Source organism: Nonomuraea purpurea (assembly GCF_042650645.1).
GTDB classification, from domain to species: Bacteria; Actinomycetota; Actinomycetes; order Streptosporangiales; family Streptosporangiaceae; genus Nonomuraea; species Nonomuraea purpurea.
Window position 1 is genome coordinate 90,857 of record NZ_JBHSBI010000010.1, and the last position, 12,123, is coordinate 102,979.

Genomic DNA, 12,123 nt, shown 5'->3' on the forward strand with positions numbered 1-12,123 from the left:
TGGCGCCCATTTCCGCCGCGAGGGGAATTTCAGTCCCCGAACTCCAGATGAAGGGCCCGGGTGAAGTCGGACACGGCCTCCTCGTGCCGTTCCAGCTCCTGATAAATCTCCCCTCGCACCCGATATGCCCAAATATATTCCTGATCCAGCTCGATAGCCCGCTCCAAGTCCCGAAGAGCGCCTTCGTTGTCGCCCAGCTCGCTCAACACCGCGCCCCGGCTGCCGAATGCGCGATCGTTGTCGGGGTCCAGGTCCAGCGCCCGATTCAAATCGGCGAGCGCCTCCTCGTATCGGTCGCTCATTCGCAGCGCCTCGCCCCGGCGGCTCAACGCGCGCACATGCTCAGGGTCGATCTCCAAAGCCTTGGCGTAATCCGCGATCGCCTCGGCGTAAAGGTTCATTCGCTGATAGAGATCGCCGCGCGCCACCCACGAATAGGGCAGGTCCTCGTTCAGCGCGATGATTTTGGCGTGCTCCTCCAGAGCCTCGTCGAGCCGGTCCAGGTCCGTGAGCACGTCCGCTTTCGCCTCCAGAATCCACAACGAGTCGGGGGAGAGGGTGAGCGCGTGGTCGAAGTCGTCCATGGCCTCCTCCAGGCGGCCCATCGCGGCGTAGGTCTGGCCGCGGGAGCCGAGCGCGTAGGCGCTGTCCGGTTCGAGTCGCAGCGCCTCGTCGAAGTCCTCCAGCGCGACCTCGTGCCGCTCGGTGACGCGGTGGCTCTCGCCGCGCAGTCGCCAGGCGCGGGCGTTGTCGGGCGCCAACGCGATCGACTCCGTCAGATCCGCGATCGCGGCGTCGTGCCTCGACAGCGCGATGTATGATTCGGCGCGGCTGCGCAGTACGGACGCGCGCGACTGGGCGGCCGCGTCGGACAGTCCGGCCCTGTCCTTGATCCCCTCGCTCATGAGGCGTAAATCTATCCGACTAAATCTGGATAATGGCTGCCTTTTCGCGGGTGTACTCCAGGACAGAATCGTGGCCGTAGCCGCTGTCCTTGACCCCTCCGAACGGCAGCCCGGGCGGCATCTGGCGGAAGGTGTTCACCCAGACCGTGCCGCTGCGCAGATCACGCACGAACCGGTGCGCCCGGCCGAGGTCGCGCGTCCACACGCCGGCCGCCAGCCCGTACGCGGAGTCGTTCGAGATGGCCAGGGCCTCCTCCTCCGTCGAGAACGGCAGCGCCACCGCCACGGGCCCGAAGATCTCCTCCTGGCAGATCCGCAGCGAGTTGTCCTCGCTCGTGTAGAGGGTCGGCGCGACCCAGTAGCCGCCGGGCAGCGCGGGGACGACGTCGGCGCCGGTCCGCCCGCCGAACACCAGCCGCGCGCCCTCCTTCTCGGCCAGTTCGAGGTATGAGGTCACGCGCTCGTACTGCCCCGCCGACACGATCGGGCCCATCGTCGTCCGCAGGTCCAGGGGGTCGTCCAGCACCAGGTCCGCGCAGGCGCGGGTGATGCGGCCGAGCATCTCGTCCCAGATCGAGCGGTGGATGAGGATGCGGGAGCCGGCCACGCACACCTGTCCGGCGTTGCCGGTGTAGATGGAGTTCACGGTGACGCCTTGGGCGGCCGCGTCGAGGTCCGCATCAGGGAAGACGATATTTGGGGACTTGCCGCCCAGTTCGAACGTCATGGGCTTCAACGCGTCCGCCGACGCCCTGGTGATCGCCTGCCCGGTGGCCGTCGAGCCGGTGAGGCTGATCTTGCCGACGTCGCGGTGCCGTACGAGGGCGTCGCCGACCTGTTCGCCCAGCCCGCTGACGATGTTCAGCACCCCGGGCGGGAAGACCTCCGCCAGCAGTTCGCCCAGCCGCAGCACCGAGGCGCTCGCCTGCTCGGCGGGCTTGACGATCACCGTGTTCCCCGCGGCCAGCGCGTAGGCCGCCTTGGCGGAGAACGTGGAGATGGGGGAGTTCCACGGGATGATGCAGACCGCGACCCCGTACGGCTCCCGCCGCGTCAGCCCCAGCGTGTCGGGGCCGAGGATGACGGTGTCGCCCTTGACCGCGTCCAGGCACTGCCCGACGGCGAGTTGCCACAGGTGTGCCATGCCCGGCAGGTCCTTCTTGAGCGTGTCGCGCAGGATCCGCCCGTTGTCGCGCGTCTCCAGCCGGGCCAGCTCCTCGGCGTGCCGCCCGAACAGCTCCGACACCTTGCGCAGGTAGTGGGCCCTGGCCAGTGCGGGCAGCCCCGACCAGGCGGGGAACGCGCGGCGGGCGGCCGCCACGGCCGCCTCGGCCTCATCGGGGCCGCCGGCCGGGACCCGGGCCCAGGCCTCGCCGGTCGCCGGATTGACCGAGTCCATCATCCGTGCGCAGGGGACCAGTTCGCCGCCGATGAGATTACGGTATTCAGCCACGAAACCAAGCATATGCTTGCTCAATCAGTCGGGCCAGGTGTCACGAAATGTCGGTCGTGTACGTCATGATGGCCAATCGTGAGTACTGAGCTGACCTGGCCGGACACCCCCGACGAAGCGACGCGGGCGGCCGTACACCGGATCTTCCACGCCGTCGTGGCGCTGGGCGGAGCCGTCGGTTACCTGAACCCGCCCACCCGAGAAGAGACCGACCCCTGGCTGGAGGAGACCCTGCGGAACGTGCGCGACAAGGACGCCCGCCTCGCGCTGGCCGTCGTCGACGGCAGCGTCCAGGGCATGGGGCTGTGGCGGCGCGGCCCCGCGCCGATCTTCACCCACTCGGCCGAGCTCGGCAAGATCATGGCCCACCCCGAGGCCCGCGGGCTCGGCCTCGGCAGGCTCGTCGTGACCGCGCTCATCGACAGCGCCCGCGCGGCGGGCATCGAGATGCTGACGCTCGGCGTGCGCGGCAACAACCACGGCGCCATCGAGCTGTACGAGTCGCTCGGCTTCCGCGAGTGGGGCCGCCTGCCGAACGTCATCGAGGTCGGCACGCGGCGCTTCGACGACGTGCGCATGTTCGTCGACCTCGGCAGGCCCGCCGGCGTCGTCCTGCACGGATCGGCCCCCGGCGGCCCGGGCTGGTCACCGGCCCGCACAGCCTAAATCTCCGGGACGCCGATGTCGGAGGCCGTCGAGGGCCCCGCCAGCGCGGGGTCGAGCTGCTCGATGAGCCGCTGCACCAGCGCCGCCCTGCGCACGCGCTCGCGCCCCAGCTCCTTCGGCACCACGCCGAGATGACCGCCCGACGGGTAGATGTTGGGCGCGTTGCGCAGGCCCATCTTGAGGTAGACGGGCGCCGCGGCGCGGACGATCTCGACCGCCTCGTAGAAGCGCACGAACCCGCCCTGGTCATCGGGCACCTCCAGATAGAGGTCGATCGGCAGCCGGGTCGCGGCCCTGACCTCGGCCAGGTGCGGCACGGTCAGGTCGGTGCCGACGTTGACCGTGGTCGCGCCCAGACGCTCCATGATCGCGGCAGTCGGGCCGTTCGTGAGCGGCATCAGCACGGACGTCTTCAGCACCAGACCGGCCGGCAGTGTGCCGTCCTCCTTCAGCAGGCGCAGCACCTCCAGCGTGCCGAGGTCGCCGACGAGCAGGCTGCGGATGCCCAGCGAACACGCCCGCAGCGCGTCGGCCACGCACGCGGCCACCATCGCGTTGCCGCGCGCCGCCGCGCCCACGGCCTGGGTCAGCTTGGCCTGGCCGCCGGTGTCCCAGGCGGCCCTCGGCCCGAGGAACAGGTTGACCTCCATGCCGCGTTCGGCGCCGATTCGCGCCATCTGCGCGATCTCGGCGTCGGTCAGCATCATCACGCCGCTGCCCTGCGAGGTCCTGGTGACCGGCACGCCGAGCCGGTCGGCCTCGGCCACGACCGCCTCCAGCACGCCTGGCCCCTCGACGCTGGGGATCTCGAACCGGTACGGCGCCCCGTCCGCGAACCCGGACGAGACGGGAGCGGCGGCCTGCACCACGGGATGCCCGATGCGAGCCATGAGACCATGCAGATCGGCAAGACTGGTCACGAGCCCCCCTCGTTGTAGATCACTTCGGCGCGGCCGAGTGTCGTGCGGCGGCCCGTGTCGTCCTCGCCCCACAGCTCCAGCTCCGCCCGCCTCCCGTCCGTGGCGACCACCCGGCCGCGGCAGGTGTGGGCGCGGTCGCGGAAGTCCATGCCACGGTAGCTGACCTCCAGCACGCTCAGCCGTCCCCGGCCGTCCAGCCAGCGCGTGACGAGCCTGCCCAGGTACGCCGCCTTGAGCAGCCCGTGTACGGCCAGTTCCGGATGGCCGAGCGAGTGGGCGAAGGCGAGGTCGTAGTGCATCTCGTAGAAGTCGCCCGAGGCGCCGGCGTACTCGACGAGCCGGCGCAGCGTGGTGGTCTCCGTCAGTGCGGGCAGGTCGGTCATTTCCTGATCCTCGTCCCGATGTGCCTGACCACCAGTTCGCCGTCCGGCCGGCGGAACTCCGTCTCGAACGTCAGCAACGCCATCGGTCCGGCCTTCCCGTGCTTCTCGACCACGCCAGTGAAGTGCGGGCGGGAGACGATCACGTCGCCGACCCGCAGCGGCGCGTGGTACTCGAACCGGTCGCCGCCGTTCAGCCATCCGGACCCGTACGACGCGGCGGCCGGCAGCGAGGGCGGCTCGTCGAGGAAGCACGCGGTGAAGGTGGCCGGCACCTCGTCCCCGTCGTCTCCGACGGCGCGCAGGTAAAAGGCCAGATGGCGGCGTTCGACGACGTCCTCGCGCGGCGGCCCGGCCCAGCCCACGGCCTCCCGCAGAGCTTCGATCATGCTTCTCCTTCCCTGACCCGCCGCAGCCAGGCCAGCGACTCGGGGGAGTGGCCGCCGACCCGGTCCTCGATGCCGTCGAGGAACGTCATGTCCCCATGTCCGGCCAGCTCCCGGTGCACGGCCTCGGGGACGCCCGCCTCGATCACCTCAAGCAGGCGCCGGTGCCGTTCCCAGTCGCCGACGAGCGACTCGCCCGAGGCTCTGGCCTGACGGTTCATGCCCATGCAGAGCAGCATCTGGAGCTGGATCGAGCGGTAGGCCTCTTCCAGCCGCCGGTGCCCCGACAACCCGATGACCGAGCTGTGGAACTCGACGGCCTGTTCCAGCACGCCCATCCAGTCGCCGGCCCGCGCGCAGGTCTCGTGCCGGTCGAGCGCGGCGTGGCAGCGGCGCAGCCGGGACTCCTCGCGTACGGGAACGCCCAGGTCGACGGCCATCCGCTCCAGTTCGCGGCGGAGCGTGACGATCTCGTAGATGTCGTGCAGCGTGAGCCGCGTGACGAACGCGCCCTTGCGCGGCTGCTGCGTGATCAGCCCCTGCTGCTCAAGCACGCGCATCGCCTCGCGCAGCGGCGGCCTGCTGACGCCGAGTTGCTGGGTGAGCTGGTTCTCCACCACCCGGTCGCCCGGCTGCAGCCGGCCGCTGAGCAGCATGCGCATCAGGGCCTCTGTGGCGAGCTGAACCATGCTGGGGGGTGCCTCGATGCGCATCGCGGTCTCTCTTGTCCTAGGCGATCAGTGTCTGCCGCCATAGTGCCGAAGAACTTCCGGCAGAACTCTTGTCTAGCCGAGTTGTCTTCTGTAGACAATAGACCAATCCGGCTGAAGTGAGGTTTTTGTCCCCATGACCAGTCCACTGTCCGGTGTCCGAGTCGTCGAAGTCGGCGCGTTCATGGCGGCCCCCTTCGCGACCATGCAACTGGCCGACCTGGGCGCCACCGTCATCAAGGTCGAGAACCCCTCGGGCGGCGACCAGGTCAGGGCCATCGGCCCGTTCACGGCCGGGCACAGCTCGCCGTTCGCCAGGCTCAACCGCAACAAACGCTCGATCGCCCTCGACCTGAAGTCCGAGCGCGGCGTTGCGGCCTTCCGCCGCCTCGTCCAGGGCGCGGACGTGCTCGTGGAGAACCTGCGCCCCGGCGCCATGCGGGCGCTCGGCCTCGGCTTCGACGACCTCAACCGGCTCAACCCCGGGCTCGTGTACGTCTCCGCCTCCGGCTGGGGCCAGGACGGCCCCCTCGCGAACCTTCCGGGCCTGGACATCATGGCCCAGGCGCGCGGCGGCCTGATGAGCGTCACCGGCATGCCGGACGGCGACCCCGTCAAGGTCGGCGTGCCGATCGCCGACCTGGTGTGCGGCCTGTACGGCGCGCTCGGCGCGGTCTCCGCGCTGCACGCCCGCGAACTGACCGGCCAGGGCCAGCACGTGGACGTGTCACTGCTGGAATCGGCGGTGTCCTTCGCCATCTGGGAGGCGGGCAAGTACTTCGCGACCGGCGAGGTCGGCGGCCCGCTCGGCTCCGCGCACCAGAGCACCGCCCCGTACCAGGCCATCCGCACCTCCGACGGCTGGTGCACGGTCGGCGCCGTCACCCCCAAGACCTGGCGGGGCTTGTGCGCCGCGCTCGGCCTGAGCGACCTGCTCGGCGACGAGCGCTATGCCGACGCGCACGACCGGCACAGCCTGCGGCACGAGCTGATCCCCGCCATCGAGCGGGTGACAGGCACACGCACCACGGCCGAGGTCGTGGCCGCGCTCGAAGCCGAAGGCGTCCCGTGCGCTCCCATCAGCGACTACGCGCAGGTGTTCAACGACGAACACCTCAACCAGCGGCGCTTCTTCTGGGATGCCGAGCATCCCGAGATGGGCGCCGTACGCCAGCTCGGCTCGGCCATGAGCTTCTCGGCCACGCCGACGAGACGCGGCCCCGCGGGACCGCTGCTCGGCGCGGACACCGTCGCGGTGCTGCGTGAATGCGGCCACACCGAGCAGGAGATCGACCGGCTGCTCGCCGAAGGCGCGGCGGCCCAATCCCCCACCCCCTTGGAGTAGCTCATGAGCGACCAGTTGACCCCGGGTGTGAGCGCCAGCCTCACCTGGGTCGTGGCGGAGCGCCACTGCACCCGCCGCGGCGACCACGACATCTTCTCCACCCCCAACCTGGTCCACCTGATCGAGGACGCCGCGATCGCGGCGCTGGCCCCCTACCTGACCGCGGAGCAGGGCAGCGTCGGCAGCAAGGTCGAGATCGCGCACGTGGCGCCCACGCTCAAGGGCGGCACGGTGACCGCCACCGCCACGGTGACCGAGGTGGACCGGCGACGGGTGGCGTTCTCCGTGGTGGCCGAGGACGGCAACGGGAAGGTCGGCACGGGAACGCATGAGCGCTTCGTCATCGACCTCGGGAGGTTCGCCGCCAAGCTCAAGGAGCTGGAGTCATGAGGGCCGCCGTGCTGGCCGTACTCCTGCTCGGGGTCACGGCCTGCGGCGCGGAGAACGCGAACGCGGGCGGCGAGTGGAAGCCGCGCGGCGACGTCCGCATGATCGTGCCGTTCGCCGCCGGCGGCGGGAGCGACCTGGCGGGACGGGCCGTCGCCGCCGCCCTGGAGAAGGCCCAGCCCGGGCTGAAGGTCACCGTCGAGAACCGCGAGGGCGGCTCGGGCGCGGTCGGCTACTCGGCCATGCTGGGCAAGAAGGGCAACGGCAACTACCTGCTCGCCACCGAGAACGCGATCCTGTCCCTGCCGCTCAGCGGCCAGGTGTCCTTCACCCGCAAGGACTTCACGCCCGTCGCCAAGCTCGCAGAGGACGGCGGGATCCTCGTGGTCAAGAAGGACTCGCCGTACAAGAGCTGCTCCGACGTGGTGAACGCGGCCAAGGGCGGGCGGGTCAGCGTGGGCATGTCCGGGGCGTTCGGCGTCGACAACGTGATCTTCACGATGATCGAGCAGAAGGCCGGGGTGAAGTTCCAGCGGGTGCCGTTCGAGTCGGGCGGCGAACTGGTGCCCGCGGTGCTCGGCGGCCAGATCCAGATCGCGCTGCTGAACCCGGGCGAGGTCATCGGCCAGTTCAGGTCCGGCGACCTCAGGGGCCTGTGCGTCACCACGGACAAGCGCTACGCCTACCCCGAGCTCGCCGGGCTCCCGACAGCCGAAGAGCAGGGGATCGACGTCTCGTACGTGCAGTTCAGAGGCATTTTCGCGCCGGGCGGGCTGGACGGGCGGGAGCGGGCCTACTGGGAGGCGGCGGCCAAGGGCGTCACCAAGACCGCCGAGTTCCAGAAGTGGCTCAAGGACAACTACCTGCAGCAGTCCGAGCTGTACGGGGACGCGTTCGGCTCCTACCTCGACCAGGTCGGCACAGACCTCGAACCACTGCTGAAGAAGTCGTCATGAGGTCCCTGCTGCGCGGTGAGCCCGCGGTCTGGGCGGTGCTCGTCTGCCTGTCGACGGGCATGGCCGCGGCCTCGTTCGGCTACGGCGTCACCAAGGAGGGCGGGCAGGTGGGGCCCGGGTTCCTGCCGCTGGTCAGCGGGGTCGCGCTGGCCGTGCTCTCGGCCGCGTGCCTGGTGCGCTCGGTCCGCGGCGGCGCACCGCCGTCCGGCGAGGACGTGGACCCCCGGCGGATCAGGACGCTCTGGACCGTCTTCGGCCTGCTGCTCGCCGCCCTGCTGCTGGTGCCGGTGACCGGGTTCCTGGTGGCGTTCGGGCTGCTGGTGTTCACGGTGTCGGCGTTCGTGGAGCGGCAGCGCGTGGTGTCGGCGGCGGGCGTGGCGGTGGTCGCCACATCGGTGCTGTACGCGGTGTTCGTGCTCTTCCTGGGCGTGCCGCTGCCCGGCGGGCTGCTGGGGGTCGGGGGCGACGGCTGATGCTCGACAACCTGATCATGGGTTTCGGGGCGGCGCTCACGCCCGCGAACCTGCTCTGGTGCTTCGTCGGCGTCCTCGCGGGAACCGTCATCGGGCTGCTGCCCGGACTGGGCTCGACGACGGGGGTGGCCGTGCTGCTGCCTCTGACGTTGTCGTTCGAGCCGCTGACCGCGCTCATCATGCTCGCGGGGATCTACTACGGCGCCCAGTACGGCGGCACGATCACCTCCGTGCTGATCTCCACCCCCGGCGAGGCGGCCAGCGTGGTCACCGCGATCGACGGCTACCAGATGGCCCGCAGGGGCAGGGCGGGGGCGGCGCTGGCGATCGCGGCCATCGGCTCGTTCGTGGCCGCCATCGTCTCGCTGGTGCTGCTGGTGGCGATGGCGCCGCCGTTCGCCAAGCTGGCGCTCGACTTCGGGCCGCCCGAGAATCTGGCCGTCATGGTCCTCGGACTGACCACCATCGTCAGCTTCTCCAGCGGGGCCCGGCTGCGCGGCCTGGCCATGGCGGTGCTCGGGATCCTGCTGGCCACCGTCGGCGTGGACGCGGCCACCGGGCTGCCGCGCTACACCTTCGGCGATGTGGACCTGCTGTCCGGGCTGCCGTTCGTCCAGGTGATGATCGGGCTGTTCGCGGTGGGGGAGGTGCTCTTCCAGATCAGGCAGGGCGCCGCCGAGCCCATCCGGGCCCGCTTCAGGGACCTGGTGATCACCAAGGAGGAGCTCGCGCGTTCCAAGGGCGCCATCGCCCGCGGCAGCGTGATCGGCTACCTGCTCGGCTGCCTGCCGGGCGCCGGGTCCACGCTGGCCTCCTTTCTCGCCTACGGCGTGGAGAAGCGGGTCTCGCGCAACGGACACGAGTTCGGGCAAGGGGCGATCGAGGGTGTCGCCGCGCCGGAGAGCGCCAACAACGCCGCCGCCAACGCCAACTTCGTGCCCACCCTCGCGCTCGGCATCCCCGGCGGGGCGACCACGGCCGTGCTGCTCGGGGCGTTCATGATGTACGGGATCCAGCCGGGGCCGCTGCTCTTCGACGAGCAGCCGGAGCTGGTGTGGGGGTTGCTGGCCTCGTTCTTCATCGGGAACGTGCTGTTGCTGGTGCTGAACCTGCCCCTCGCGCCGCTGTTCGCGCAGCTCCTGCGGATCCCCTACGGGTACATGTATCCGCTGATTCTGGTCACCAGCTTCGTGGGGGCCTATTCGATCGACAACAACATGTTCAGCGTCTGGATCGTCTTCGTCTTCGGGCTCATCGGATATTTCATGAAAAAGTTTGACTTGCCGATGGCGCCGCTCGTGCTGGGACTGGTGATCGGGGCATTGTTCGAGAAGGCGCTCGTGCAGACGTCCGCGATGGGCGACGGCGACCTGACCTTCCTCTTCGGCCGGCCGATCGCGCTGGCGGTGCTCGCCCTGGCCGCCCTCCTGCTGGCCGGGCCCTCTCTCGTCAAGCTGATCCCCCGGAAGGAGAAGGTATGAGCGAGGAGCTCATCGTCGCGGCCGACGGGCCGGTGCTGCGGGTGACGTTCAACCGGCCCGGCCAGCACAACGCGCTGACCTGGGCCATGTGGGACGGCCTCTACGACGCCTGCGAACGGGCCGACGCCTCTGCCGAGGTCAAGGTGCTGGTGTTGTCGGGGGCGGGCGGACGGGCGTTCGTGGCCGGGACCGACATTTCCCAATTTTCCAGCTTTTCCGATGGTTCGGATGGCGTTGCGTACGAGCGTAAGGTCCAGCGCATCATCGACCGCCTCGAACGCGTCAAAGTGCCCACCGTGGCCGTGATCCAGGGCTACTGCGTCGGGGGCGGCCTCGTCGTGGCCGCCGCCTGCGACCTGCGCCTGGCCGTGCCCGGGGCGCGGTTCGGCGCCCCCATCGCCAGGACGCTCGGCAACTGCCTGTCCATGAACACCTACTCCCTCCTCGTCCACCACCTCGGCCCCGCCCGCACCCTGGACATGCTGCTGCGGGCCCGCATGTACACCGCCGAGGAGGCCCACGCCGCCGGCTTCGTCGCCGAACTCTGCACCGCGGAGGAGCTTCCCGCCCGGCAGGCGGAGGTGGAGGAACGGCTGCTGGGGCACGCGCCGCTGTCGATGTGGGCCGCCAAGGAGGCCGTCAGACGGCTGCGGGTCGCGGGCCTCCCGGACGGGGACGACATCGTCTCCACGGTCTTCGGCAGCGCCGACTTCCACGCCGCCGTCCCCGCCTTCCTGGCCAAACAACCGGTCACCTGGCAGGGCCACTGACACCCCATGAGACGGGCGACCACCGGCCGGTCATCACGGGCCGAGACCCCGACTGACGTGCCGCCAACGCCCGAGCCGCGCCCCTGCCCGGCTCGGGCACCCTCAAAGGGGCGGGGTGTTTTGGCCTGGGGGCTTAAGATCGAGGCATGCAACTGGCTCCTGGAGTGCGCGTCGCCGTCACCGATCGGCACGGGGGAGTCAGCGTCCCGCCCTTCGGGTCGCGCAACCTCGGTGGCATGGTCGGTGACGACCCCGCGACCGTGCGGGCCAATCGGGAGGGCGTGGCGGCGGAGCTCGGCGTCCGGGCCGTCGTCTTCATGCGCCAGGTTCACAGCGCCGACGTCGCCTACGTGAGCGAGCCGTTCGGTGACGACCCGCCCGCGCTGGACGGAGTGTTCACCACGGAGCCGGGGCTGGCCCTGGCCTCGCTCGGCGCCGACTGTCCCGCGGTGCTGGTGGCCGATCCGGTGGCGCGCATGGTCGGCGCCGCTCACTCCGGCCGGCCCGGCACCGAGGCGGGCATCGCCACCTCCCTGGTGGAGGCCATGGCCGCCAAGGGGGCGGAGCCGGGCCGGATGGCGGCGCTGATCGGGCCAGGCGCGTGCGGCCGCTGCTACGAGGTTCCCGCCGAGCTGCGGGAGCGGGTGGCCGGGCGCGTCCCGGAGACGTGGTCGACGACCTCATGGCAGACGCCCGCGCTCGACCTGAGAGCGGGCATCGAGGCCCAGCTCAGGGCGGCGGGCCTGACGGACGTACGCCACGACGCACGCTGCACGATCGAGTCGGAAGAGCTGTACTCGCACCGCCGCGAGCAGCCCGGCGGCCGGTTCGCCGGCCTCATCTGGCTCACCACCTGATCCCCACCTGATACCGGCGCCGCCACGGTTCCCGCGTGGACCGCTACCGAACACCCCCTCGCCAGGCGCTATCCCTTCCCCCGCGGCCCGTTGAACAGCCCGTTGACGATGATGATCCCGACCCAGATCGGGATGAGCATCGTTGCCTTCGCACTGTCGGCCAGCACCAGGACGAGGGTCGCGAGGGTGCCCAGGGACAGTGAGACGATCGCCAGCGCGAGCCGTTGCGACTCCGACGGCCCCTGACGGACGACGTTCTTGGGGGAACGGGCGGCCAGCCGCTCGTCGACCCGGCGATCGACTTCCTGGCCGACCTTGTCGAGGAACGAATCGACCACGGCGTCCTCGTAGTCGGGGCCGAGGTCGCGCCGTGCGGACACGGCGGCCTTCAGCTCATCACCTGTACTCATAGGTCGAGATATAAGGGGATATTG

Annotated in this window: 15 protein-coding genes; 8 read left to right on the forward strand and 7 right to left on the reverse strand. The window is 70.4% G+C overall.

Annotation, left to right across the window (positions count from 1 at the left end; genetic code table 11):
- Positions 1–29: 29 nt before the first annotated feature.
- Both ACFOY2_RS20810 and ACFOY2_RS20815 read right to left on the reverse strand, forming a co-directional pair.
- Positions 30–905 carry a tetratricopeptide repeat protein gene (locus ACFOY2_RS20810; RefSeq protein WP_379529713.1) on the reverse strand — a complete coding sequence of 292 codons (876 nt, stop codon included), beginning with the start codon at positions 903–905 and terminating at the stop codon, positions 30–32.
- A 19-nt stretch (positions 906–924) separates the two neighbouring features.
- Positions 925–2,358, reverse strand: coding sequence for an aldehyde dehydrogenase family protein (locus ACFOY2_RS20815; RefSeq protein WP_379529714.1), 1,434 nt, complete (start codon positions 2,356–2,358; stop codon positions 925–927).
- Positions 2,359–2,436: 78 nt separating this feature from the next.
- Here ACFOY2_RS20815 and ACFOY2_RS20820 point away from each other — a divergent pair, with 78 nt between their 5' ends.
- Entirely contained in the window at positions 2,437–3,024 is a 588-nt protein-coding gene (locus tag ACFOY2_RS20820) for a GNAT family N-acetyltransferase (RefSeq protein ID WP_379529715.1), read from the forward strand.
- Here the strand turns inward: ACFOY2_RS20820 and ACFOY2_RS20825 are convergent.
- The 4 genes from ACFOY2_RS20825 to ACFOY2_RS20840 are packed head-to-tail and all read right to left on the reverse strand — an operon-like array spanning position 3,021 to position 5,423.
- On the reverse strand, positions 3,021–3,944 hold the full coding sequence (locus ACFOY2_RS20825) for a hypothetical protein (protein WP_379529716.1): 924 nt from the start codon (positions 3,942–3,944) through the stop codon (positions 3,021–3,023). The genes ACFOY2_RS20820 and ACFOY2_RS20825 overlap by 4 nt on opposite strands.
- A complete protein-coding gene (locus tag ACFOY2_RS20830) occupies positions 3,941–4,327 on the reverse strand; it encodes a MaoC/PaaZ C-terminal domain-containing protein (RefSeq protein ID WP_379529717.1) in 387 nt (128 codons plus the stop codon). The genes ACFOY2_RS20825 and ACFOY2_RS20830 overlap by 4 nt, the downstream gene beginning before the upstream one ends.
- Entirely contained in the window at positions 4,324–4,713 is a 390-nt protein-coding gene (locus ACFOY2_RS20835) for an FAS1-like dehydratase domain-containing protein (RefSeq protein WP_379529718.1), read from the reverse strand. Before ACFOY2_RS20835 ends, ACFOY2_RS20830 begins: the two co-directional genes overlap by 4 nt.
- The gene (locus tag ACFOY2_RS20840; protein ID WP_379529719.1) at positions 4,710–5,423 is read right to left on the reverse strand and encodes a GntR family transcriptional regulator; all 714 of its coding nucleotides are present in this window, start codon (positions 5,421–5,423) and stop codon (positions 4,710–4,712) included. The genes ACFOY2_RS20835 and ACFOY2_RS20840 overlap by 4 nt, the downstream gene beginning before the upstream one ends.
- Before the next feature lie 133 nt (positions 5,424–5,556).
- On the opposite strand from ACFOY2_RS20840, the gene ACFOY2_RS20845 reads away from it, so the two are divergent.
- From ACFOY2_RS20845 to pgeF, 7 genes are all read left to right on the forward strand, one after another.
- A complete protein-coding gene (locus tag ACFOY2_RS20845) occupies positions 5,557–6,765 on the forward strand; it encodes a CaiB/BaiF CoA transferase family protein (protein ID WP_379529720.1) in 1,209 nt (402 codons plus the stop codon).
- 3 nt (positions 6,766–6,768) lie between these two features.
- A complete protein-coding gene (locus ACFOY2_RS20850) occupies positions 6,769–7,155 on the forward strand; it encodes a thioesterase family protein (protein WP_379529721.1) in 387 nt (128 codons plus the stop codon).
- Complete coding sequence (locus tag ACFOY2_RS20855) at positions 7,152–8,108, forward strand: tripartite tricarboxylate transporter substrate binding protein (RefSeq protein WP_379529722.1); 957 nt, start codon at positions 7,152–7,154, stop codon at positions 8,106–8,108. Before ACFOY2_RS20850 ends, ACFOY2_RS20855 begins: the two co-directional genes overlap by 4 nt.
- Positions 8,105–8,581: a tripartite tricarboxylate transporter TctB family protein gene (locus ACFOY2_RS20860; protein WP_379529723.1), complete on the forward strand. Its 477-nt coding sequence runs from the start codon at positions 8,105–8,107 to the stop codon at positions 8,579–8,581. Before ACFOY2_RS20855 ends, ACFOY2_RS20860 begins: the two co-directional genes overlap by 4 nt.
- Entirely contained in the window at positions 8,581–10,062 is a 1,482-nt protein-coding gene (locus tag ACFOY2_RS20865) for a tripartite tricarboxylate transporter permease (RefSeq protein ID WP_379529724.1), read from the forward strand. The genes ACFOY2_RS20860 and ACFOY2_RS20865 overlap by 1 nt, the downstream gene beginning before the upstream one ends.
- Positions 10,059–10,832 (forward strand): enoyl-CoA hydratase/isomerase family protein, encoded by a 774-nt coding sequence (locus ACFOY2_RS20870; RefSeq protein ID WP_379529725.1) that lies wholly within the window; start codon positions 10,059–10,061, stop codon positions 10,830–10,832. Before ACFOY2_RS20865 ends, ACFOY2_RS20870 begins: the two co-directional genes overlap by 4 nt.
- 146 nt (positions 10,833–10,978) lie before the next feature.
- Positions 10,979–11,689 (forward strand): peptidoglycan editing factor PgeF, encoded by a 711-nt coding sequence (gene pgeF, locus ACFOY2_RS20875; protein ID WP_379529726.1) that lies wholly within the window; start codon positions 10,979–10,981, stop codon positions 11,687–11,689.
- A 68-nt stretch (positions 11,690–11,757) separates the two neighbouring features.
- Here the strand turns inward: pgeF and ACFOY2_RS20880 are convergent, their stop codons facing one another.
- Positions 11,758–12,099 carry a hypothetical protein gene (locus ACFOY2_RS20880; RefSeq protein WP_379529727.1) on the reverse strand — a complete coding sequence of 114 codons (342 nt, stop codon included), beginning with the start codon at positions 12,097–12,099 and terminating at the stop codon, positions 11,758–11,760.
- Positions 12,100–12,123: the final 24 nt, after the last annotated feature.

Excerpts from the sequence above, each read along its gene's own strand:
- ACFOY2_RS20830 (WP_379529717.1), bottom strand. The coding sequence starts at position 4,327 with ATGACCGACCTGCCCGCACTGACGGAGACCACCACGCTGCGCCGGCTC.
- ACFOY2_RS20880 (WP_379529727.1), bottom strand. The coding sequence starts at position 12,099 with ATGAGTACAGGTGATGAGCTGAAGGCCGCCGTGTCCGCACGGCGCGAC.
- ACFOY2_RS20870 (WP_379529725.1), top strand. The coding sequence starts at position 10,059 with ATGAGCGAGGAGCTCATCGTCGCGGCCGACGGGCCGGTGCTGCGGGTG.
- ACFOY2_RS20850 (WP_379529721.1), top strand. The coding sequence starts at position 6,769 with ATGAGCGACCAGTTGACCCCGGGTGTGAGCGCCAGCCTCACCTGGGTC.
- ACFOY2_RS20860 (WP_379529723.1), top strand. The coding sequence starts at position 8,105 with ATGAGGTCCCTGCTGCGCGGTGAGCCCGCGGTCTGGGCGGTGCTCGTC.
- ACFOY2_RS20845 (WP_379529720.1), top strand. The coding sequence starts at position 5,557 with ATGACCAGTCCACTGTCCGGTGTCCGAGTCGTCGAAGTCGGCGCGTTC.
- ACFOY2_RS20865 (WP_379529724.1), top strand. The coding sequence starts at position 8,581 with ATGCTCGACAACCTGATCATGGGTTTCGGGGCGGCGCTCACGCCCGCG.
- ACFOY2_RS20855 (WP_379529722.1), top strand. The coding sequence starts at position 7,152 with ATGAGGGCCGCCGTGCTGGCCGTACTCCTGCTCGGGGTCACGGCCTGC.
- ACFOY2_RS20810 (WP_379529713.1), bottom strand. The coding sequence starts at position 905 with ATGAGCGAGGGGATCAAGGACAGGGCCGGACTGTCCGACGCGGCCGCC.
- ACFOY2_RS20835 (WP_379529718.1), bottom strand. The coding sequence starts at position 4,713 with ATGATCGAAGCTCTGCGGGAGGCCGTGGGCTGGGCCGGGCCGCCGCGC.
- pgeF (WP_379529726.1), top strand. The coding sequence starts at position 10,979 with ATGCAACTGGCTCCTGGAGTGCGCGTCGCCGTCACCGATCGGCACGGG.
- ACFOY2_RS20840 (WP_379529719.1), bottom strand. The coding sequence starts at position 5,423 with ATGCGCATCGAGGCACCCCCCAGCATGGTTCAGCTCGCCACAGAGGCC.